Source organism: Micromonospora desertarenae, from assembly GCF_056150265.1.
Map to the genome: position 1 here is coordinate 409466 of NZ_JAXCFQ010000005.1, position 22249 is coordinate 431714.

Annotated in this window: 19 protein-coding genes; 5 read left to right on the plus strand and 14 right to left on the minus strand. The window is 71.0% G+C overall.

Annotated elements, in window-relative coordinates:
• Positions 1-9: 9 nt before the first annotated feature.
• The 6 genes from SM577_RS13505 to fdxA all read right to left on the minus strand — a co-directional run bounded on the left by SM577_RS13505 (position 10) and on the right by fdxA (position 6467).
• On the minus strand, positions 10-1182 hold the full coding sequence (locus SM577_RS13505) for an ATP-grasp domain-containing protein (protein WP_474587004.1): 1173 nt from the start codon (positions 1180-1182) through the stop codon (positions 10-12).
• Positions 1183-1304: 122 nt separating this feature from the next.
• A complete protein-coding gene (locus SM577_RS13510; protein WP_474587005.1) occupies positions 1305-2636 on the minus strand; it encodes an MFS transporter in 1332 nt (443 codons plus the stop codon).
• Between the two features lie 31 nt (positions 2637-2667).
• Positions 2668-4056: an ATP-grasp domain-containing protein gene (locus SM577_RS13515; RefSeq protein WP_474587006.1), complete on the minus strand. Its 1389-nt coding sequence runs from the start codon at positions 4054-4056 to the stop codon at positions 2668-2670.
• A 554-nt stretch (positions 4057-4610) separates the two neighbouring features.
• Complete coding sequence (locus SM577_RS13520; protein ID WP_474587007.1) at positions 4611-4907, minus strand: hypothetical protein; 297 nt, start codon at positions 4905-4907, stop codon at positions 4611-4613.
• 130 nt (positions 4908-5037) lie between these two features.
• Positions 5038-6144: a succinyldiaminopimelate transaminase gene (dapC, locus tag SM577_RS13525; RefSeq protein WP_474587073.1), complete on the minus strand. Its 1107-nt coding sequence runs from the start codon at positions 6142-6144 to the stop codon at positions 5038-5040.
• Positions 6141-6467: a ferredoxin gene (fdxA, locus tag SM577_RS13530; RefSeq protein WP_088992046.1), complete on the minus strand. Its 327-nt coding sequence runs from the start codon at positions 6465-6467 to the stop codon at positions 6141-6143. The genes dapC and fdxA overlap by 4 nt, the downstream gene beginning before the upstream one ends.
• Before the next feature lie 79 nt (positions 6468-6546).
• Here fdxA and SM577_RS13535 point away from each other — a divergent pair, with 79 nt between their 5' ends.
• Positions 6547-7509 (plus strand): GNAT family N-acetyltransferase, encoded by a 963-nt coding sequence (locus SM577_RS13535; protein WP_474587008.1) that lies wholly within the window; start codon positions 6547-6549, stop codon positions 7507-7509.
• Positions 7510-7602: 93 nt separating this feature from the next.
• Here SM577_RS13535 and SM577_RS13540 read toward each other — a convergent pair whose 3' ends face one another.
• The 3 genes from SM577_RS13540 to mshB form a co-directional block, all read right to left on the minus strand.
• On the minus strand, positions 7603-8073 hold the full coding sequence (locus SM577_RS13540) for a hypothetical protein (protein ID WP_474587009.1): 471 nt from the start codon (positions 8071-8073) through the stop codon (positions 7603-7605).
• Between the two features lie 81 nt (positions 8074-8154).
• On the minus strand, positions 8155-8595 hold the full coding sequence (locus SM577_RS13545; protein WP_302919685.1) for a hypothetical protein: 441 nt from the start codon (positions 8593-8595) through the stop codon (positions 8155-8157).
• Between the two features lie 17 nt (positions 8596-8612).
• Entirely contained in the window at positions 8613-9539 is a 927-nt protein-coding gene (gene mshB, locus SM577_RS13550) for an N-acetyl-1-D-myo-inositol-2-amino-2-deoxy-alpha-D-glucopyranoside deacetylase (RefSeq protein WP_474587010.1), read from the minus strand.
• Between the two features lie 86 nt (positions 9540-9625).
• Here mshB and SM577_RS13555 point away from each other — a divergent pair, with 86 nt between their 5' ends.
• Positions 9626-11767, plus strand: coding sequence for a S9 family peptidase (locus SM577_RS13555; RefSeq protein WP_474587011.1), 2142 nt, complete (start codon positions 9626-9628; stop codon positions 11765-11767).
• A 114-nt stretch (positions 11768-11881) separates the two neighbouring features.
• On the opposite strand, the gene SM577_RS13560 is transcribed toward SM577_RS13555, so the two are convergent.
• From SM577_RS13560 to SM577_RS13580, 5 genes are all read right to left on the minus strand, one after another.
• Complete coding sequence (locus SM577_RS13560) at positions 11882-13624, minus strand: ABC transporter substrate-binding protein (protein ID WP_368050537.1); 1743 nt, start codon at positions 13622-13624, stop codon at positions 11882-11884.
• A gap of 157 nt (positions 13625-13781) precedes the next feature.
• Complete coding sequence (locus tag SM577_RS13565; RefSeq protein ID WP_302919374.1) at positions 13782-14768, minus strand: ABC transporter permease; 987 nt, start codon at positions 14766-14768, stop codon at positions 13782-13784.
• Positions 14769-14778: 10 nt separating this feature from the next.
• Positions 14779-15789, minus strand: coding sequence for an ABC transporter permease (locus tag SM577_RS13570; protein WP_302919375.1), 1011 nt, complete (start codon positions 15787-15789; stop codon positions 14779-14781).
• Positions 15786-16889 (minus strand): ABC transporter ATP-binding protein, encoded by a 1104-nt coding sequence (locus SM577_RS13575; protein WP_474579529.1) that lies wholly within the window; start codon positions 16887-16889, stop codon positions 15786-15788. The genes SM577_RS13570 and SM577_RS13575 overlap by 4 nt, the downstream gene beginning before the upstream one ends.
• Complete coding sequence (locus SM577_RS13580; protein WP_474587074.1) at positions 16886-17986, minus strand: ABC transporter ATP-binding protein; 1101 nt, start codon at positions 17984-17986, stop codon at positions 16886-16888. Before SM577_RS13580 ends, SM577_RS13575 begins: the two co-directional genes overlap by 4 nt.
• A gap of 229 nt (positions 17987-18215) precedes the next feature.
• Here SM577_RS13580 and SM577_RS13585 point away from each other — a divergent pair, with 229 nt between their 5' ends.
• The 3 genes from SM577_RS13585 (at position 18216) to SM577_RS13595 (ending at position 22241) form a co-directional block, all read left to right on the plus strand.
• Positions 18216-19652, plus strand: a complete 1437-nt coding sequence (locus SM577_RS13585; protein WP_474579528.1) for a TldD/PmbA family protein — start codon at positions 18216-18218, stop codon at positions 19650-19652.
• 61 nt (positions 19653-19713) lie between these two features.
• Complete coding sequence (locus SM577_RS13590; RefSeq protein ID WP_474587012.1) at positions 19714-21156, plus strand: TldD/PmbA family protein; 1443 nt, start codon at positions 19714-19716, stop codon at positions 21154-21156.
• A 278-nt stretch (positions 21157-21434) separates the two neighbouring features.
• A complete protein-coding gene (locus SM577_RS13595; RefSeq protein WP_302919380.1) occupies positions 21435-22241 on the plus strand; it encodes a hypothetical protein in 807 nt (268 codons plus the stop codon).
• The last annotated feature ends 8 nt before the right edge of the window (positions 22242-22249 follow it).

A 22249-nucleotide genomic window follows, 5' to 3' on the forward strand; every position in this document is an offset into this window, starting at 1 on the left:
TGCTCACAACTACTCGTTACGCCGCAGCCCGGAGGCAGACACGGTGAACCGCAACTGCTCTACGGCGTACCGCGCGCGCTGGACGGCTTCCTCCGCTGTCAGGCCGACCGTCCAGGCGTAGGCCGCCCTCGACGACGAGGCACTCGGACGGTCGAGCCACTGGCCGGGACCGATCAGCACTGAAACCTCCTGGACACCAGGCAGGGCCCGGGCGGCCTCCACTCCGTCAACCGACTGAACCTCGCCGGTGGCCTCTGGGCAGGCGTACCAGATGGCGGCACAGCGGCTGGCGGCAGCGGCCACAGCGAGCCGGTCAGCGACTAGGCGCAGGCACGGCATCCCGAGGCTCTGCCGGGCGAGCGCGTCGATCAGATCAACCCCTGCCACGTGAGCCAGCAGGTACGGGATCTGGTCGCCAGCGGGTCGCAGGTGGGTCTCCACGACCCGCACTTGGTCGCTGGTGACGATCACCTCAGTGTGTGTCACGCCGTCGGTGACGCCGAGAGCGTCCAGGGCCGCCAACACAAGGACTTCGATCCGTTTTGCCGTCTCATCGTCTAACGCCGCTGGCAGGACGTGACCGACCTCCACAAAGTGCGCCGGGTCCGAATACTTCCGGGTGACGCAGGCGACGAGGTGGACCCCCTTCTCGCTGATGGCCTCGACGCTGTACTCGACACCGGCGTGGTACTGCTCGACCATGATCGCCGTGCAGTCGAGCACCCCTGTCGACGCACGGGCCCGGTCAAGCGCCGCCAGTACCCCGTCGGCGTTGACTATGCGGGTAATGCCTCGACTACCAACCCCGGTGACGGGCTTGCAAATCAACGGGAAGCCGGCCCGAGCCGCGAACGCGAGAATGTCCTCCGGGCTGTCGACCAGGGAAGCAGGAGTGTCATCGACGCCGGCCGCCGCGAGCCGTTCCCGCATGGCGATCTTGTCCGACATGCAGTGGTACGTGGACTCGGATGGCGTGGGAAGTCCGAGAGTTCTGCCGATAGCGACGGTCTTGTCGGTGTCCCGGTCGCTGTAATTCACGACCCGGTCCACCGGGACGATCCGGTGCACGTACTCCGCCGCGGCGGTCCACTCGTCAACAGGAGCCTCCCGGGGAAGGACCACGAGCCGTTCGATCCGTTCCGGGCTGCGCAACAGGGGAACGGCCTCCTGCCGGCAGATCACGCTGGTTCGCAGATCCGGACAGACGCTCCGCGCCCGTTGGGGCAAATCGCCACCGCTTCCGATGACCAGCAGATGTTGACCCGACACATCCAACCTTTCCACGGGAGCCCCCGGTTGCTCATTCATCGCGCTGCGACCAGTTCCGCGGCGGCTGCCGCCTCTGCTTCGTGCGTTTTCGTGCGGCGGCGTCCGACTTGGACCGCCGCCCGTCTGGCGGACAGCCCGGCTACTACGAAAATCGCAGCTAGCCCGGCCCAGCCCCAAGAGCCCATCGCCGTGATCAGCGCGGTGACCAGGGCCGGGCCGATCAGATCCCGGACCGAGTGCCCGAGGTTGAACACCGCCAGGTGTCTGGCCCGTGACTCCTTTGGCGAGAGGGCGAAGGAAACTTCCCAGGCCGCGGCGGCATGTAGATTCTCACCGGCGGTGAGGAGCACCGAGCCGACGACAATTAGCACGCAGGCGATTACCACCGCCGCCTTTCCCGCGAAACCGATAGCGATGCTTGCCGCAGCGAGCACCGCACCGGCGCCGGCCATGCCCCGGATCGCTTTCGCGGTGGTGTTCGCCAACGTGGTCCACCACACCTGACTTAGCGCCGTCACGGCCGTGTTAATGACCAGCACCACGCTGACCAGCGCGAGCGGCGCCGACGTGTACTGGGAAATCCAGAGTGGCAGACCGACGAAGAGCACGGTGTCGTGCAGGGCCAGCACTCCGTTGGAGCCGCTCAAAACGAGGAACGGCCACTCCCGCAGCGGATGCCGCCGGTTTCTGTCAACGACAGTGGCACGCGATGGCTCCGCGTACGCGGCAAGTTCCAACACGGAGGGCGCCACTCGTGGTGTTGTCGCCAGCTTGGAGTCACCGAGCCGCCAGATCAGCACCGCCATGATGACGTATGACGCCCCGTTGGCAAGGGCGAGCATCACGTAGGCGGATCGGGTGTCCGACGACAGCGCGACAGCGGCCAGGAGAGAGCCGACCGAGAGACCGACGTTCTGGACCGCTCGCAGGAAGCCCATCGTCCGCAGGCGTTCCTGCTTGTCGAACAGCTCGCCCACCATTGCCTGATTGATCGCGGGGCTGGCCTTGTCCGCCATCGCCGTGGCGCAGACAAGCACCAGGAACGAGGGGAAGCTGTCCACCACGCCGTAGAGGCTGTAGGCCAGCGCCCGCCAGAGGTGAAGAGTCACCATCGCTCGACGCGGCCCGATCCGGTCAGCGACGGCTCCGAACGGCAAGGCGGTGATCATGCCGGCCACGCCAGCCACCGACAGACCGACCGCCACCTGGAAGGGGGTCAGTCCCACGCCACGGATGAAGAACAGCATGCTGCCGGCCAGGAACAGGCCGGTGCCCACCGCACCGGTGAAGCCACTGAATACAAGAACGCGTGCCGCGCCCGGTGGCGGCAGCTGCGTACGGATGAGATCCGCTACTCGCCCGCGCATGACTCCCCGCACTTGTCGATGTGTCGCTTCCTCACGTCAGTGGCGGCTGGTCAACCGCCACCGGGTCACGGCCCTGGCCCGGTTTACGGCGGGTGGTGGCGCCGGTTTGCCGCCCGACCGGATCCAAAAACGGATCAAGGACCTCGCCCACTTCGGCAAGAAGTTCGTGGAGGGTCACGACCCGTTCTTCCGCCAACGGCACAGTGTGGATGCGGACGGCAGCTGCGGCCCGCCGGCTCAGCTCCACGGCGGACGCGCTGTCCTTGTCGTACACCAGCACGTAGCCGCACCGGTCCTCGGACCAGTGCGGCTGCCTGACCACGTCCCCAGGCTTCGCGCTCACCCGGACCTCGACCACGCCGTCGAGGGCTGCCGCCTCGTCGACACCCTCCACGCGCGCCACGGTTCCCGGTTCCGTCCGCAGGAATCTCACCGCTGCGGCACCCTTACCGGGACCGACCCGTGGCGCCGGGGGATTCGGAAGCGCCAGCTCGTAGGCCCAGGTGTCCAGGTCGACGCCAAACACCAGCTTGACGAGTTCGTTGATCCGACCACCGCCGCGCCGGTCGTGCGACTCGATGAGACGCGGGCCGTCGGGTGTGAGCATGACCTCGGTGTGCGCCAAACCGTCCACCAGCCCCACCGCGTCGAGCACCCGACCGACGAAGGCCACCACAGCGTCGGCCTCCGCCGGGGTTAGGATTGCCGGCACGACATGGCCGAGCTCGATCACCCCGTCGCCGGTGTCCTTGCCGGTAATGGTCACGGCGGTGTGTCGGCCGGCCACAGAGAACGTCTCGACGCTCACCTCCGTGCCGCGCAGCAGTTCCTCCATCAAGAAATCCGTGAGACCGAACGACGCCATCCACGCCCAAGTCGCGTCCACGTCATCCACCGTGCGGACCTTTCGCACACCTAGGCTCCCGGAGCCTGTCCTGGGTTTTACCACCGCCGCGCCGTGCCGTCGGACAAACCGCCGCAGGGCCTCACGTGTGGACCCGGCCTCTGCAGCCACCGGGCCGATGCCGGCAGAGTTGAGCAGAGCTCGCAGCGCTGCCTTGTCGTGCAGTGTCCGCACCACCTCGGTGTTGTTGCCAGGCAATCCGAGCCGGGTGGTGAGGTGACCGCCCACCACAAGCGCCGCTTCAGCATGAGCGATCACGCGGGTGAAGGGCGCCTCGCGGTGCAGCGCCTCCGCGAGGGCAGTGACCAGCGGGATGTCCTGATAATCAAGGAGATGGACCTGTGCGCAGTATCGTGCGGCGAGTGGGTCGTACGCCTGGGGCTTCTGGACGTAGACGACCTCCAGACCGCACTCCGCCGCCTTGCTGAGCGCCTCCGCCCTGTCGCCGAGGACCAGAACACGGGGCCGGTCTACGCCGCCTTTTCGGGCGACCACTCCTGGACGTGTCACTTCCACTTCCTCTGTGTCCGTTCCTGGACGCATGAATCGGGACGAAAAGGGCCGACGTAGATTGTCAGCTAACCGTCGCCCAGCTTGCGGATTTCCGGTTTCCGGCCGATCGCTGGACCGGCCACCGTTCGCCGCTACGACGACGCACCGCTGTCACGAAAGCCAACACCCGTTGACCGCGACTTCCGGAAGGCGCTCAGTGCCCCCAGGTCACATCGTCGGTAGACATCGGCGCACTCGGCTCTCCGGCCAAGACGGCAGCAACCGGCGCGGGCGGAGTGCCCAGCGCAGGCGGCACTGACAAGCCCAGCGCGAGAAAAGCAAAAAAGGCAATCGTTGAATTGCGGAATTTAGCCATGCACTTTACCCCGTCTACAGCAGATGGTATCGCTCCCTCGCCCGGCGGAACGACTTTGAAAACGACCCTGCGAGGTTTTCAGAACCCTCCGGCCGCTGACAGCAAACACCGTAACTGCGACTTACCGTGAAGGCGAGAGGGTTGCGCTGGCCTAATCCTGACTTGACCTATCCCGTCCATCACGGGCGACGACCTTGGGAGGTCATTGATCATAGAAGTATGGAGCTAGCCTCGTGTCGCACCGCCGGAGGGTGAAGCCGCAGAACTCGGGGAGCGTGTCCAGGGCTCGCAGACACACCGCCGCCGCCGTACGTTCGGCCTCCTCGATCGAGGACGCGAGGAGGAACAGGCCCACAAGCTGGATTTCCCCGGCGCCCGGGTGCAGCACCACGTGCTCGACCGCCTCGCTTGGACGGCGACAGCCGGCAATCAGCCGGGCGGCGTGCTCGGGCAACTCGACGTCTGCCAATCGGCGGAGTTCAGCATGAACGAGATACATGGGGCCGAGCATCCGGGCCGGTCATCTACCGCACAACAGCAGACACGGAACTGGCATGGGACTGTTTATGCCACAGCCTAAACCTGCCGCGTCGAAACCGGGAAAGGAGGCTGCGGAACCGCCGCAGCCGTCAGCTGCGGAGTCGATCGACGACGGCGGAAACCCGTTCGTCTGTTTCGGTGAGGGCCACTCGTACGTACTCTCGTCCGGCCGGGCCGTAAAAACTGCCGGGAGCCACGAGTATTCCCCGGTCGGCGAGCCAGTCGACCGTTCGCCAGCAGTCCTCCTGGCGGGTTGCCCACAGATAGAGCCCCGCCTCGGAGTGTTCGATCTCAAACCCGGCCTCGATCAGCGCGGCGTATAGCACCTCGCGGCGCGCCAAATAGCGAGCACGTTGGACGACCCCGTGATCGTCGTCGGTCAGGGCGGCCACCATCGCCGCCTGAACCGGGGCCGGCACGATCATGCCGGCGTGTTTGCGCACCTTTAGAAGCTCGGCGACCAGCCGCGGATCACCTGCGACGAAGCCGGCTCGGTAGCCGGCCAGGTTGGAGCGTTTGGACAGCGACTGCACCGCCAAGACCCCGTCGTAGGACGATCCGCAGACCTCCGGTGCGAGCACCGAAACCGGGTCGGCGTCCCACCCGAACGGCAGGTAGCACTCGTCGCTGGCCACCACGGCACCCCGCTCACGGGCCCAGTCGACCACCTTGCGGAGGTGAGCGGCGGGCAGCACCCGGCCGGTCGGGTTTCCCGGCGAGTTGACCCAAACGAGACGTACGCGCGACATGGGGCCGACGGAGGTGAGGGAGTCTGTCCGGACCTCCGTCGCGCCAGCCAGGCGCACCCCGACCGAGTACGTCGGATAACTGATCGGGGGCACCACCACGATGTCGTCAGGGCCTAGCCCGAGCAGGGTCGGCAACCAGGCAACCAGTTCCTTGGAGCCGATGGTCGGCAGCACGGCTAGCCCGTCCGAGGCCGCGCCGCACGTCCGACGCACCCAGGATGCGATAGCAGCACGGAGCTGCCCCGTGCCGGCGGTCAGCGGATAGCCTGGCGCGTCGGACGCCTCCGCGAGCGCCTGCTGGATCACCGCCGGCACGGGGTCGACCGGAGTGCCGACCGAGAGATTGATCAGCCCGTCCGGATGACTGGCGGCACGTTCGCTGGCCTTGTCCAACAGATCCCAGGGAAACGTGGGCAGCTGGTGCGAAACGGCCGAGAACGCGTTCAGTGGCCCTCTCCGCGCGGCGGCTGGGCGGCGACGAAGGTCGCGTCCTTCTCCACCTTGCCGATCTTCGAGGCGCCGCCGGGCGAGCCCAGGTCCTCGAAGAACTCGTAGTTGGCAGCGGTGTAGTCCTTCCACTGCTCCGGCACGTCGTCCTCGTAGAAGATCGCCTCGACCGGGCAGACCGGCTCACAGGCACCACAGTCGACGCACTCGTCGGGGTGGATGTAGAGCATCCGGTTGCCCTCGTAAATGCAGTCGACCGGGCACTCTTCGATGCATGCCTTGTCGAGCACATCCACGCACGGCTCGGCGATGATGTAGGTCACCGATCTTCTCCTCCGCAAGATACGCCGCGATCACCCGCGACGGTTAGAGCCTAGTATCTCGCCGGGGAGGGGGTCGATCGTGCTCGGTCAGCAGGATGTGGGCCACCGCGTGGTGGTACGCCGGATTGTGGGGATTCGCGAAGGCAGACCCCTGTTCTCGGACGCCCTCGGCGAGTTGGTCGAGCTGAGCGAGACCCATCTCACCCTCACCACCGCACAGGGGCGGCTCCAGGTGCCCCGGTCGGAGGTGCACCGGGCCAAGCGGGTGCCGCCGTCGCGTCGGCCGACCGCCGCCGCGGTGACCGCCCTGGAACTGGCCGCCGACGAGGCCTGGCCCGCGCCCACCCGGAGCCGGCTCGGCGGCTGGCTGCTGCGCAGCGCGGACGGCTGGACCGGCCGGGCCAACAGTGCCCTGCCGGTGGGCGACCCGGACCGCCCGTTGCCGGCGGCGGTGGACGCGGTCGTCCGCTGGTACGCCGAGCGCGGGCAGCCCGCCCTGGTGAACACCCCCCTGCCGCTGGCCGCGCCGGTCGGCGCGGAACTGGACGCGCGGGGCTGGCACAGCCGCCCGCCGGTGCTGGTGCAGACGGTGCCGCTGGCCGCGCTGCCGCCCGGCCCGCCGGAGCGCGCCGGGGCGCCGCCGGTCGAGCTGGCCGACTCGCCGTCCGACGACTGGCTGGCGATCGCCGCCGGCCGCAAGGGCGGCCTGCCGGACGCCGCCCGGCACGTGCTCACCGCCGTGGACCAGGTCCGCTTCGCCCAGGTGTACGCCGCCGGCACGCTGGTCGCGGTCGGCCGGGGCACGGTCACCGGCGGCGGGCGGTGGCTCGGGCTGAGCCTGATCGAGGTGCTGCCCGAGGCGCGGCGGCAGGGCCTGGCCGGCCGGGTGATCCGGGCGCTCGCGGCCTGGGGCACGGCGACCGGGGCCAGCCACGCCTTCCTCCAGGTCGAGCAGCGCAACACCGGGGCGGTGGCGCTCTACCGCGGGCTCGGCTTCACCACCCACCACACCTACCTGACCCGGGTCGCTCCGCGCGCTTGATCAACACGAAATCCGGGATATCGGGGTGTCCCGGTGACCAGGACACCGCGACATCCCGGACAGCGAGTGGATCAAGCCGGGCGCGGCGCCGGGTCAGCGCCGGACCGGGCGGCGCGGCTTCGCGGTCTTGATCTCGGCGTACCGCTTCAGGGTCTGCGAGCGGTGGTCGAGGCCGAGCGCGGTGAGGACCAGGTAGCCGAGCAGCACTCCGGCCGCGGCGGCGGCGAGGTAGAGCCAGATCTGCGCGAAGAACGTGCCCGCGCCCCCGCCGAACGGGTTCTGCCCCACCAGCAGCGGCCCGACCAGCACGGTCAGCAGCAACGCGAGGCCCACCCCGGCGGCCATGTCGGCCGCCCAGCGACCCACCGGCCGGCGCCGGCCCCAGACGAACGCGAGCCCGGCCAGCACCAGGCCGATCACCACGAACATCCCGAGCGACACCCGGTCGGCGGCAGCGGTGTCGTCGGCACCGTCGAAGCCGAACCGGATGATCAGCCGGGCGACCACGTTGACCGCGAACAGCGCGACCGCGAGCAAACCGATCGCGCGCCACCGCTCCCTCATCGCACGCCTCCCGCCGTACTCGCGCCCGCCGCGGCGGCGGGCTTCCTGGCAGGAATACTTACCACCGGAAGCTGTGTGTCGTCAGTCCCGCTCGGGTGCCGGCGGCGGGGCGGCCAGGATCTGCCGGAAGCCCATCACCGCGAAGGTCATCGCGCCGGCCACGATCATCGCCAGCCCGACCCAGTTGTCGCCGGCGACCAGCAGGTCACCCTCGTCGGTACGGACCGCGGCGACCGCCATCAGCAGGAACCAGGGCACCGCGGGCAGCGCCACCGCCCAGCGGCGGCCGACCGTCTCGTGGGCGAACCAGCTCAGCGCGATGTTGGCGCCGATCGCGACGAGCACCGAGACGCCGATCAGCTGGCCGCCGACCCGGACCGTGGCGAGCAGCAGCTCCAGCACCGCGGTCACCACTCCGGCGATTACCGCCACCAGGCCGCCGGCCCAGCGCAGCGCGAGGTCGAGCAGCGGATTCGGCCGCCCGGGCGGCGGCGGGACGGTCTCGTCCGGGGCGACCGACATCGGCGCGGCGGGCAGGGTCACCGGAGACCGGCCGCCGCGACCGGGGACCGGTCCGGGCCGTCGGCCACGTCCAGCCCGGCGAACAGGTCGTCCTCCCAGCCGTACGGCCCGGAGCCCGGCCCCTTCTCCCCCACCGCGAGGGTGTAGTACTCCACGCCCATGAACTCGCTGCCGAAGTTGCCGGCGATCGAGTAGAGCCACGAGGTGGCCGGGATCTGGGTGGCGTGCGCGCGCATCGCGGCCTCCTTGGCCGCGTGCCGCTCGGTGGCGTCGATCCGGGCGGCGATCTCCTCGTCCGGGGTGCCGAAGGGCAGCTCGGAGAGGTCCTCGATGCCGGCGAAGGGGTTGTCCGACGACTCGACGAAGTGGTTCATGCCGGCCTCCAGCACGCTCAGCGGCATGGCCGTCCAGTAGACCTTCGCCGGGGCGAAGCCCTCCGCGGCGGCCAGTTGGTGCGCGCGCATCGCCACCCGGTGCGCCTGGATGTGGTCCGGGTGGCCGTAGAAGCCGTTGTCGTCGTACGTGATCATGACCTGGGGGCGGACCTCCCGCATGATCTCCACCAGGTGCCCGGCGGCCTCGTCGAGGTCGGCCTGCCAGAAGGCCCGGGGGTGCTCGTTGGTCGGCAGCCCCATCATCCCGGAGTCGCGGTAGCGGCCGGCCCCGCCGAGGAAGCGGTGGTCGGTGACGCCGAGCGCGGCGCAGGCGGCCGCCAGCTCGGCGATGCGGTAGCCACCGAGCTGGTCGGCCTCGGCGGCGGCGAGCTGGGCCAGCGCCGGCACGTGGATCTCACCCTCCTCGCCGAGGGTGCAGGTCACCAGGGTGACGTGGGCGCCGGTGGCCGCGTAGTGGGCCATGGTCGATCCGGTGCCGATGGACTCGTCGTCAGGGTGCGCGTGGACCAGCAGCAGGCGTCGGTCGGGCAGCGTCGTCACGACGGTCACTCTAACCGGCGGTTCTCCCCCGCCGGCCGGTACGCGTCCAGGCAGGTCGGCCACATCACCCCGGACGCCGCTCTACGATCTGGCCTGTGGACTTTCCGGAGCTGGCCGCCCGTACCCGCCGGTTCAGCCACGGTGCGCCGCGTGCCGTCTCGGTGACCGAGGACGGTTCCCGGGTGGTCTTCCTGCGCTCCGCAGGCCCGGAGGATCCCGCCGACGCGCTCTGGCTGCTGGACGTCGCCAGCGGCGAGGAACGGCTGGTCGCCGACCCGACCGCGCTGCTCGGCGCGGACGCCGACGGCGCCGCGCTCGGTCCGGGTGAGCGGGCGCTGCGCGAGCGGCTGCGGCTCAGCGCCGCCGGCATCGGCTCGTACGCCCTCGACGGGGCCGGCCGGGTGGCCGTGTTCGCGCTGGCCGGCCGGCTGTTCCGGGCCGACCTGGTGCACGGCGACGTGGTCGAGGTGGCCGCGGTCGGGCCGGTGCTCGACCCCCGGCCCGACCCGACCGGGCAGCGGCTGGCGTACGTCACCGACGCCGCCGAGGGGGTCCGCCGCGGGCAGTTGCGGGTGGTCGAGCCGGACGGCACCGACAACCTGCTGGCCGGCGAGGACTCCGGGGTCACCTGGGGGCTGGCCGAGCACATCGCGGCCGAGGAGTTCGACCGGTTCCGCGGCTACTGGTGGGCACCGGACGGCCGCTCGGTGCTGGCCGCGCGGGTGGACGAGTCCCGGCTGGCCCGGTGGCACCTGCACGACCCGGCCGAGCCGGCGAGCCCGCCCAGCACCGTCGCGTACCCCCGGGCCGGCGGGCCGAACGCCGAGGTCAGCCTGCACCTGCTCGACCTCGACGGCGGCTGGGTCGACGTGCACTGGGACCGCGAGACCTACCCCTACCTGACCTCGGTGCAGTGGGCCGACGGCGGCCCGCTGATCACCGTGCTGCGCCGCTCCCAGCAGCACGGGCTGGTGCTGGCCGTCGACCCGCGCACCGGGGAGACCCAGGTGCACGCGGAGCTGGCCGACCCGCGCTGGGTGGAGCCGATCGCCGGCACCCCGGCGCACCTGCCGGACGGCCGGGTGCTGGTCGGCGGCGAGCTGGCCCACGACGGGTACGACGCGCGCTGCCTCTTCGCCGACGGCACCCTGCTCACCCCGCCCTCGCTCTACGTGCGGCGGGTGGTGGGCCGGCTGCCGGGCGGCTCGGGCCCGGCCGACCTGCTGGTGGAGGCGAGCGACGGCGAGCCGAGCGAGCGGCACCTGTTCCGGGTCCGGACGACCATCGGCGGCGGCGTGGACGCCCGCCGGCTCACCACCGACCCGGGCTGGCACACCGGCGCGGTCGGCGGGGACGTGCTGGTGGTGGGGAGCGCCACGCTGGACCATCCGGGCGTCCGGTGGACGGTGTACCAGGGCGAGCGGGAGGTTGCGGTGCTCCGTTCGCTGGCCGCCACCCCGCCGTACTCGCCGCTGCCGCTGCTGGAGCGGGTGACCGACCGGCGGCTGCCGAGCGCCGTGCTCTACCCCGACAACCACGTCACCGGTCGCCGGCTGCCGGTGCTGCTGGACATCTACGGCGGCCCGGGGCATCAGGAGGTGGTCGCCGCCCGGACGGCCTGGCTGGAGCGGCAGTGGTGGGCCGACGCCGGCTTCGCGGTGGTGGTGGTGGACAACCGGGGCACGCCCGGGGTGGCCCCGTCGTTCGAGAAGGCGATCCACCGGCGGGTGGCCGACGTGGTCCTGCTCGACCAGGTGGACGCGCTCACCGCGCTGGCGGAGAAGCATCCCGACCTCGACCTGGGCCGGGTGGCCGTGCGGGGCTGGTCGTTCGGGGGCTGGCTGGCCGGGTTGGCGGTGCTGCGGCATCCGGAGCTGTTCCGGTGCGGCATCGTCGGTGCGCCGGTGACCGACTGGGCCCTCTACGACACCGCGTACACCGAGCGCTACCTGGGCCTGCCCGACGACGGGATGGACGTCTACGCGCACCACTCGCTGGTGGAACTGGCCGGCGAGCCGGTGACCGGCCCGGAGCAGGCCCGACCGCTGCTGCTGGTGCACGGCCTGGCCGACGACAACGTGGTGGCGGCGCACACGCTGCGGCTCTCGGCGGCGCTGCTGGCCACCGGTCGCCCGCACAGCGTGCTGCCGCTGACCGGGGCCACCCACATGGCCGCCGGCGGCACCGCCGAGCGGCTGCTGAAGCTGGAGCTGGACTTCCTCCGCACCCACCTGTGAGCCAGCGGCCCGCGCGGCGACGGCGGCGCGGCGGGACCACGCCCGGCGGAATCACGGAGGCCCCGGTCGACGACGTTGTCGACCGGGGCCCGTCCGTGCGGCTTGTGCCTGTGGTTACTGCTTGACGTACGCGTTCACGAAGGACGGGTAGCCGAACACGCTGGAGACGAAGACGCCACCGGCCTTGGAGCCGTGCACGAGGTAGGCCACGTCGACGTAGAGCGGCACCACCGGGGCGTGCTCCTTCATGATCCGCTCGTCGAGCTTGGCCCACTCCGGGCCCTGCTCGGCCGGCGGCAGGGCCAGGATCCGGTCGAACTCGGCGTTGATCGCCGGGTCGTTGAAGAACGCGCTGTTGCTGTTGCCCTCGGGCTTGATGGTGCGGCCGTCGTAGAGCACCGGCAGGATCGAGGCGCCGCTCGGCCAGTCCGCGGCCCAGTTACCGATGTACAGGTCCCAGGGGTTGTCCTTCTTCTTGACCTCGTCGAGCTTCGAGTCGTCCGGGATGTTGCGGACGGTGATCTTGAAGCCGGCCCGCTCCAGGTTGCCCTTGAGCTGGGTGCCGATCTGCTGCTCGGTCGTGCTGTCGGCGACGCCGAGGACCAGCTCCGGCGTCTGGCCGCCGAGCAGCTCCTTGGCCTTCTCGACGTTGCCGTTAGCGCCGGCCGGGTAGGCGTCGTACGCCTTGAAGCCGATCGTCGACGGCGGCATCAGCGTGGTCAGCGGCGACGCGACGGTCTGGCCGCCGACCGACTTGATCAGGCCCTCCCGGTCGATGGCGTAGTTCAGCGCCTGGCGGATCTTCAGGTCCTTGACCCGCTGGTTGTTGATGACGAGCTGGTTGGCGCTCGGCGTCGGGGAGAGGATGGTCCGCTGCTTGAGCGCCGGGTCGTTGGCGACCTTGGCGACCAGCGAGGCGGGCACGAAGTTCCAGGCGATGGCGCTCTGGTCGGCGCCGTTGTCCGCGATCACCCGGTTGTTGGCGGCGTCGGCGGTCGGGCCGAAGCTCCAGACGAACTGGTCCGGGTACTGGTGCCGCACCGGGTCGGTGTTCGGGTCCCAGTGCGGGTTGCGGTCCAGGGTGAGCTGAACGCCGACCTGGTTCTTGGCGATCTTGTAGGGCCCCGACGAGAACGGCTGGTTGTCCAGGTTCACGCCGGTGTCCTTGTCCGCCGGCAGCGGCGCGGTGGTCGGCAGCGAGACCGCGAACGGCAGGTCACAGCGGGGCTTGGCGAACTCGAAGCGCAGGGTCTTCGGGTCCGGGGTGGTCAGGCCCGGGGGCAGCGAGGTCTTGTTGGCCTTGAAGTCCCACTTGGTGTCGAACTGCGGGCTGTCGGCCAGCCACTCCTGGATGTAGGTCGGGCCGCCCGACAGGTCCGGGTCGAAGGAGCGGGCGATGCCGTACGCGATCTCCTTCGAGGTGATCGGCCGGCCGTCCTCGAACTTGACCCCGTCCTTGATCTTGAATTCCCAGACCTTGCAGTCGTTGTTGACGTTGGTGCCCGGCGTCTCGGCCAGGTCGCCGACGAGGACCAGGCCGCCCTTGCCGTCGTCCTTCCACGTGGTCAGGTAACGGGAGAACAGCGGCGACGCCATCAGGCCGGCGAACGAGTAGGTCCGCTGCGGGTCCAGGTGGGAGATGGGGGTCTCCCGGATGATCGTGAAGGTGCCGCCCTTCTGGGCGCCCGGCACCTCGGCCGCCGGACCCTTGGAGTCCTTCGGGTCCGTCGCGATGACGCCGGTCTGCTGCCGGTTCGTGTCTACCGTGGTGCCCTCGCCCGTGTTCTCCGAGCACGCACCCAATGCCACAACCAGAGCGATCGCGCCGCCTGCGGCGGCCGCCACGCGTGGTCGCATCTCCTACCTCCTCCACCCAGGTGCCGCCGGGCGTGAACGCCGACGTCCCGAGGATCGTAAAGAAGAAAACCTACGAGTTGTGTAACAGTTGTCGATAAATTTCACCGCCGCCCGGTCGGCGGGCGTTCGGGAGCGCGGGCCGGCCGGGACGGGCTGGTCACCCCAGCCGTACGCGGGGGTCGATGGCCGCGTAGAGCAGGTCGACCAGCACGTTGGCGATTACCACGAAGACCGCCGAGATGAGCACGGTGGCCATGATGGTGGGCAGGTCGCCGGCCCGCACCGCATCGACAGCGGTCCGCCCCAGCCCCTGGATGCCGAAGGTGGTCTCGGTGATCACCGTGCCGCCCAGCGCCGCCCCGACGTCCAGGCCGGCGATGGTGACCACCGGGGTGATCGCGGCGCGCAGCGCGTGCCGCCCGTACACCTTCGGTTTCGCCAGGCCCTTCGCCCGCGCGGTGCGGACGAAGTCCTCGGAGAGCGTCTCCAGCATCTGCGCCCGCGACAGCCGGGCGTAGATCGCGGAGAAGAGGAAGGCCAGCGCGACCCAGGCGAGCACCAGGCCGCTGGCCCACTTCAGCGGATTGTCGAAGATGGACGTGTAGCTCGGCACGGGCAGCAGGCGCAGGTTGTAGACGAAGACCAGCAGCAGCACCGCGCCGACGAAGTAGAGCTGGAGCGAGGCGCCGGTCAGCGAGAAGCCGATCGCGGCCCGGTCCAGCCAGGTGCCCCGGCGCAACGCCGAGACCATGCCGAGGCCGACCCCGAGCAGCAGCCAGAGGATCGCCGCCGGGATCACGATGCTCAGGGTCACCGGCAGCACCCGGGTGATGGTGTCCAGCACCGCCTCGTTGTTGACGTACGACCAGCCCAGACAGGGCGCGTCGCACCTGCCGCCCTGCGCGCTGCCCAGGTCCCGCCCGGTGAAGATGCCCTTCATGTAGCCGGCGTACTGGGTGACCAGCGGGTCGCGCAGGCCCAGCTCCTGACGGACCCGCTCCAGCCGCTCGGGGTTGCAGTTCTTCGGGCACATGCCGCTGACCGGGTCGCGGGGCAGCGCGAAGAACATCAGGAAGGTCAGCACGCTCACCGCGAAGAGGGTGAGCACGGCGGAGAAGAGCCGCTTGATGAGAAAGCGCGCCATCGGATAACCCCTACCGGGACGACTTCGGGTCGAGCGCGTCGCGCAGCGCGTCGCCGAAGAGGTTGAACGCGAACACGAGCGCGAAGATCGTGATGCCGGGGAAGAAGACGAAGGCCGGGTCGGTCTGGAGGTAGTCCAGGCTCTGGTAGATCATCCGGCCGAAGCTCGGCGTCTCCTCGGTCAGCCCGACGCCGATGAACGACAGCGCGGCCTCGCTGGTGATGAACTGCGGCACGGCCAGCGAGAACGACACCAGGATCGGCGCCCAGATGTTCGGCAGCAGTTGCCGGAAGAGCATGTGGGCCAGCCCGGCGCCGCTGGCCTTGGCGGCCTCCACGAACTCCCGTTCGCGCAGCGCGATCACCTGGCCGCGGACCAGCCGGGCGGTGCCGGTCCAGCCGAAGATCGCGAAGACGGCGATCAGCACCCCGACGCCGAAGGCCGGGGAGACCGCGTCGCGCTCGCCGTAGAAGCGCAGGGTCAGGGTCGGGGTCAGGGCCAGCGCGATGATCAGGAACGGCATGGCCAGGGTGAGGTCGGTGATCCAGTTGATCACCGCGTCCAGCCAGCCGCCGAGGTAGCCGGCGAGCGCGCCGAGCGCGATGCCGATGACCGCCGTGATCACGGCCGCCGCGAAGGCGATCAGCAGCGAGGTACGCAGGCCGTACACCAGCCGGATGAAGATGTCCCGGCCGAGGTTGGGCTCCAGCCCGAAGAAGTGGTCCCCGGACACGCCGCCGGCGTAGCCCAGCGGCATGCCGAAGCCGTCCAGCTTGGCCTGGAACTGGTCGCGCGGGCTGATCCCGTAGAGCGCCTCGATCAGCGGCGCGGCGAGCCCGACCAGCACGAAGAAGACCAGCATCGCCCCGCTGACCATCGCCGTCCGGTCGCGGCGCAGCCGGAGCATCGCGAGCTGGCCGGGCGAGCGGCCGACGAAGCCCTTCTCCTTCGGCGCGTCGGCACCGCCGCCGCCCGAGTCGATCTCGGCCAGCGCCACGCCCTCCACCGGGGACATGCTCATCTCGACACCTCCTCGACGCCCGCACCCGTGCCCGCCGGCTCGGCACCCTGGCCCGCCGGCTCGGCACCCCGGCCCGCCGGCGCGGCGGCCGGCTGCCCGCCCGGGGTGGCCTCGACCGGTCCCCGCTCCGGGAAGTGGCAGGCGGCGGCCTGGTTGCCGCCGTCGCGGGACACCAGCGCCGGCTCCTCGGCGGCGCAGATGTCCTGCGCCTTCCAGCAGCGGGTGCGGAACCGGCAGCCCGACGGCGGGTCGAGCGGGGTGGGCACGTCACCGGCCAGCCGGATCCGGCCGGCCGGGCCGAGCTTGGTGACGTCCGGGATCGCCGACAGCAGCGCCCGGGTGTACGGGTGCTGCGGGCGCTCGTAGATGTCGTCCCGGTCACCGATCTCGACGATCTTGCCGAGGTACATGACGGCGACCCGCTGGCAGAAGTGCCGCACCACGGCCAGGTCGTGCGCGATGAAGACGAACGCCAGGCCGAGGTCGCGTTGCAGGTCGCGGAGCAGGTTGACCACCTGCGCCTGGATCGACACGTCCAGGGCGGAGACCGGCTCGTCGGCGACGATCAGCTTCGGCCGCAGCGCCAGGGCCCGCGCGATGCCGATGCGCTGGCGCTGGCCGCCGGAGAACTCGTGCGGGTACCGGTTGTAGTGCTCCGGGTTCAGCCCGACCAGCTCCAGCAGCTCCTGCACCCGGGCCTTGATCCCGCCCGGTGGGTTGATCCCGTTGACCTGCAACGGCATCGCCACGATCCGGCCGACCGTGTGCCGGGGGTTCAGCGAGGCGTACGGGTCCTGGAAGATGATCTGCAGGTCCTGCCGCAGCGGGCGCAGCTCACGCCGGCCGGCGTGGGTGATGTCCCGCCCGGCGAACTCGATGCTCCCCGCGGTGGGCTCCAGCAGGCGGACCAGCATCCGGCCGGTGGTCGTCTTGCCGCAGCCGGACTCCCCCACCAGGCCGAGCGTCTCGCCCGGGCGCACGTCGAAGTCCAGGCCGTCCACGGCCCGCACCACGCTCCGGTTGCGGAACCCGCTGCGCACCGGGAAGTGCTTGGTCAGGCCGCGCACCCGCAGCAGCGGTTCGACGGGCTCCACACTCATCGGGCGACCCCCACGTGCGCGATGTCCTCCGCGTACAACCGGGTCCGGTCGTCGGCGGAGAGGTGGCAGGCGACCAGGTGGCCGTCCTCGCCGGCCGGCCCCAGCTGCGGCACCTCGGTGCGGGACCGGTCGCCGTTGCGGTCGGCGTACCGGCAGCGCGGGTGGAAGGCGCAGCCGGGCGGCAGGTTGATCAGGCTGGGCGGGTTGCCCCGGATCGGCACCAGCTCCGCGTCCGCGTCGCCGTGCAGCGACGGCACGCTGGAGAGCAACCCCCAGGTGTACGGGTGCTGCGGCCGGCGCAGCACCTGCTCGACGCTGCCGCGCTCGACCGCCCGGCCGCCGTACATCACCAGCACGTCGTCGGCGACCTGGCTGACCACGCCGAGATCGTGGGTGATCATGATGATCGCGGAGTGGAACTCGGCCTGGAGGTCGGCCAGCAGGTCCAGGATCTGCGCCTGCACGGTGACGTCCAGCGCGGTGGTCGGTTCGTCGGCGATGAGCAGATCCGGGTCGTTGACCAGCGCCATCGCGATCATCGCGCGCTGGCGCATGCCGCCGGAGAACTCGTGCGGGTACTGGTCGAACCGACGCGCCGGCTGCGGGATGCCGACCCGGCCGAGCATGTCCACCGCGCGCTGCCGGGCCTCCCGCTTGCCGGCCCGCGGGTGGTGCACCCGGTACGCCTCGACGATCTGCTTGCCCACCGTGTAGTACGGGTGCAGCGCGGAGAGCGGGTCCTGGAAGATCATCGCCATGTCCCGGCCGCGCAGCCGGCGTACCTCCGCCTCGGGCAGGCCGACCAGTTGCCGGCCGCCGACGTGGATCTCCCCGGAGACGGTGGTGCGCTTCGGGTTGTGCAGGCCGAGGATGGCCAGCGAGGTCACGCTCTTGCCCGAGCCGGACTCGCCGACGATGCCGAGCGTGCGGCCGCGCTCCACCGCGAACGACACCCCGTCGACCGCGCGCACCACGCCGTCCTCGGTGTCGAAGCGCACCCGCAGGTCATCCACCCGCAGGTAGGGCCCGTCGGTACCGCGCTGCTCCGGCACGCTGGGGCGGTCGTCCAGTTTCCCGGACGGCGCCGACTCCGGCATGTCCACGACCGCCTCCCTCAGTAGTGAAGAGAACCTACAGCAAATTCCTGAGGGCGAAAATAAGCTACAGAGCCGGAGGCTGTCAGCGGGCCTCAGAGTAACGAGTCGGCAACGGCTGTGAACAGTCCCCACCAGCACATCCATGGACTCCGCTGCCGCCACACCGGCGCTCGAATCCACTTGATCGAGTGGTACCTGCTGGTCGGTCGGCTCGCCTAGGGTCGGTCGCATGACCGAGTTCGACGCGGCGACCGCCGCGGTGCAGGCCGCGCTGGACGCGGGAGCCCGGTACGCCGACGCCCGGGTGATGCACCGTCGCTACGAGTCGATGTCGGCCCGCAACGGCGAGATCGAGGAGCTGGCCCAGGACGAGAGCATCGGGCTGGGCGTACGCGCGCTGGTCGGGTCGAGCTGGGGCTTCCACGCCGTACCCGACCTCTCCGACGCCGCGGCCCGCGACGCCGGCCGGCGCGCCGCCCGGACGGCCGCCGCGAGCGCGCGGGTGCCCGGCCCGGCGGTCGACCTGGTGCCCACCGAGGCGGCCACCGCGAGCTGGGCCTCGCCGTGCACCGTCGACCCGCTCGGCGTCCCGCTGTCCCGCAAGGGCGACCTGCTGGTCGGCGCGACCCGGACGATGGCCGAGCACGGCGCCGACGTGGCCGAGGGGCTCTACCAGGTCTGGGACACCGCCAAGTGGTTCGTCTCCAGCGAGGGGCACCGGATCGACCAGCGGATCCGGGAGTGCGGCGGCGGCATCTCCGCCACCTCGATCGGTGACGGCGAGACGCAGCGCCGTTCCTATCCCAGCTACCGCGGCCAGTACGGCACCAGCGGCTGGGAACTGGTCGACTCGCTCGACCTGGCCGCCCACGCGGCGCGGATCGCCGAGGAGTCCCGGGCGCTGCTCACCGCGCCGCTCTGCCCGGCCGGCGAGACCGACCTGATCCTCGGCGGTGAGCAACTCGCGTTGCAGATCCACGAGTCGGTCGGGCACGCCATCGAGCTGGACCGGATCCTCGGCTGGGAGGCCGCCTTCGCCGGCACCTCCTGGCTCGACCTGGCTCAGCTCGGCTCGCTGCGCTACGGCTCCGACCTGATGAACGTGACCATCGACCCGACCATCCCCGGCGCGCTCGGCAGCTTCGGCTACGACGACGAGGGCTCCCCGGCGGCGCGGCGGGACGCGGTGCGCGAGGGGCGCTGGGTCGGCGTGCTCGCCGGCCGGGACTCGGCCGCCGTCGCCGGCCTGGACTACGGCGGCAGCGTACGGGCCGACGGCTGGGCCCGGCTGCCGATGGTGCGGATGACCAACGTGGGCCTGGAGCCCGGCCCGCACACCCTGGAGGAGATCATCGCCGCCACCGACGAGGGGGTGCTGATGGACGTGAACCGCTCCTGGTCCATCGACGACAAACGGCTCAACTTCCAGTTCGGCTGCGAGATCGGCTGGGAGGTCAGGAAGGGCCGGCGCGGGCGGATGCTGCGCAACCCCACCTACACCGGCATCGGCCCGCTGTTCTGGCGGTCGATGGACATGCTCTCCTCCGAGGTCGTCGCGTGGGGCACGCCGAACTGCGGCAAGGGCCAGCCCGGCCAGATCGGGCACACCGGCCACCCGGCCGCGCCGGCCCGCTTCCGCAACGTCCGGGTGGGGGTACGTGCGTGAGCGCGAGGAATGAGCGAGCGCAGCGAGCGAGTCCCGCAGTCGCGAACGAAGGGGTCGCAGCATGACCGCGCCGGAACTGGACCTCGCCGGACAGGTGGTGGAGCTGGTCCGCCGGCTGGCCGGGCCGGACGCCCAGGCCGAGGCCGTGGTGACCCGTAGCGACCTGGCGCTGACCCGGTTCGCCAACTCGTTCGTCCACCAGAACGTCGCCGAGTCGACCGTCGGCGTCCGGCTGCGGCTGCACGTCGACGGCCGGACCGCGGCCGGCAGCGGCAGCCTGGTCACCGCCGACGGGTTGCGCGCGCTGGTCGAGCGCACCCTGGCCGCCGCCCGGCTCTGCCCACCCGACCCGGGCTGGCCGGGGCTGTCCCCGCCGGCACCGGTGGCGGCCGGCGCCGCCGTCGACGAGGCCACCGCGTACGCCGAGCCGGACGAGCGGGCGGCCCGGGTCCGCGCCTTCGTGGACGCGGTGGGCGGCCTCGAAGCGGCCGGGTACTGCCGCACGTCGTACCGGTCCGGGGCGTTCGCCAACTCGGCCGGGCACTCGGCCCACGGGCGGACGGCGGAGGCGGCGATGGACGGGATCGCCCGCACCGGTGGCTCGGACGGGGTGGCACGCCGCTGCGCGGACCGCCTCGCCGATCTCGACGGCGCCGACCTGGGCGCCCGGGCGGCGGCCAAGGCGCGCGCCGCGGCCGAGCCGGTGGAGCTGCCCCCGGGCCGCTACGAGGTGGTGTTCGAACCGGCCGCCGTCGCCGACCTGCTGCAGAACCTCTCCTGGTTCGGGTTCAACGGCAAGCGGTACGCCGAGCGGCAGTCCTTCGCGGAGCCGGGCCGGGCCCAGTTCGACCGCTCGGTGACCCTGGTGGACGATCCGCTGCACGGCTCCGGCCTGCCGTACGACCTGGAGGGCACGGCGCGCCGGGAGCTGACCCTGGTGGACGCCGGGGTCACCCGCGCGGTGGCGCACGACCGGCGCAGCGCCGCCGGCGTCGGCGCCAGCTCCACCGGTCACGCCTCGCCCGGTGGTGCCACCTTCGGCCCGATCCCGCACAACATCCGGCTGCTCGCCCCGTCCGTCGCCGGCGGCGCCCCGGACGGCGGCACGGTGGCCGGCGGTGGTGCACCGCCCGCGACCAGCGTGGCCGGCCCGGCCGGCGTGGCCGGGGCGGTGGCCGACGCCGACACGGCGGCGCTGGTCGCCGGGGTGCGCCGCGGGCTGCTGGTCAGCGACCTCTGGTACACCCGGGTGCTGGACCCGAAGAGCCTGGTGGTCACCGGGCTGACCCGCAACGGGGTCTGGCTGGTCGAGGACGGCGCGGTCACCCGCGCGGTGCGCGACCTGCGCTTCACCGAGTCGTACCCGCGGGCGCTCGGCCCGGGCGCGGTGCTCGGCCTGGGCCGCCGGGCGGTCCGCCAGCCGGACCGCGTCGACGGGGTCTGGTGGGAGGCCCCGCCGCTGCGGCTGGCGTCCTGGAACTTCACCGGCGGCGCGTCCGGGTGAGCCCGTCCCGACGCGCCGGGCGGCGGGCAGTGAAGTTCTTAACATCGCGACATCGATCTTCATACAGGGCTTTCCACCAGCCAGGACACACGGGACACTGCCTTGCGCGGACGGCCCGCGGAGATCGGCGTAACGTGTGTCACTTAGCTGCGCCGGTTCGCCCGGCGTGGTCGTTGGTGTGCGCATGACGTGGCAAGCGGGTGCGGGTTCGCGGTCCGCGTGCCGACCGGAGGAAGATCCGCCCGCCTGTTGCGGGCCCCGTCAGGGAGACGACTCGAATGACATCAACGGCAACGAAGCCGGGGGGCGTGCGCAGCCGCGCCGCCATCGCGGCGAAGACGTTGCGCACCGACCGCTGGTGGTTCGCCCCACTGATCACCGTCGTCGGCCTCAGCGCCTGGGTCGCGTACGCGACGGTCCGGGTCTTCATGCACAAGTGGTACTGGGTCGAGGACTACCACTACCTGACCCCGTTCTACTCCCCGTGCGTGACGGACCGGTGCCTGCCCGAGGCCGCGCACTTCGGACGGTTCCTCCCCGACTGGTGGATCATCCCGGACGCCGCGCTGACCCTGCCGTTCCTGCTGCTGTTCCGGCTCACCTGCTACTACTACCGCAAGGCGTACTACCGGTCGTTCTGGCTCTCGCCGCCGGCCTGCGCCGTGCCGGACGGGCACAAGGCGTACAGCGGGGAGACCCGGTTCCCGCTGCTCGGGCAGAACCTGCACCGCTACTTCTTCTACGCCGCCGCGATCATCTCGCTGATCAACACCTGGGACGCGATCCTGGCCTTCCACTCGCCGGAGGGCTTCGGGTTCGGGCTGGGCAACATCATCCTGCTCGGCAACGTGGTGATGCTGTGGGCGTACACCATCTCCTGCCACTCCTGCCGGCACATCATCGGCGGGCGGCTCAAGCACTTCTCCAAGCACCCGCTGCGCTACCGCGCCTGGACCGGCGTGTCCTGGCTGAACGTCCGGCACATGCAGCTCGCCTGGATCACGCTCGGCACCCTGGCGCTGACCGACTTCTACGTGATGGCGGTAGCGGCCGGCTGGTTCAACGACCTGCGGTTCATCAACTAGAGGGCCCT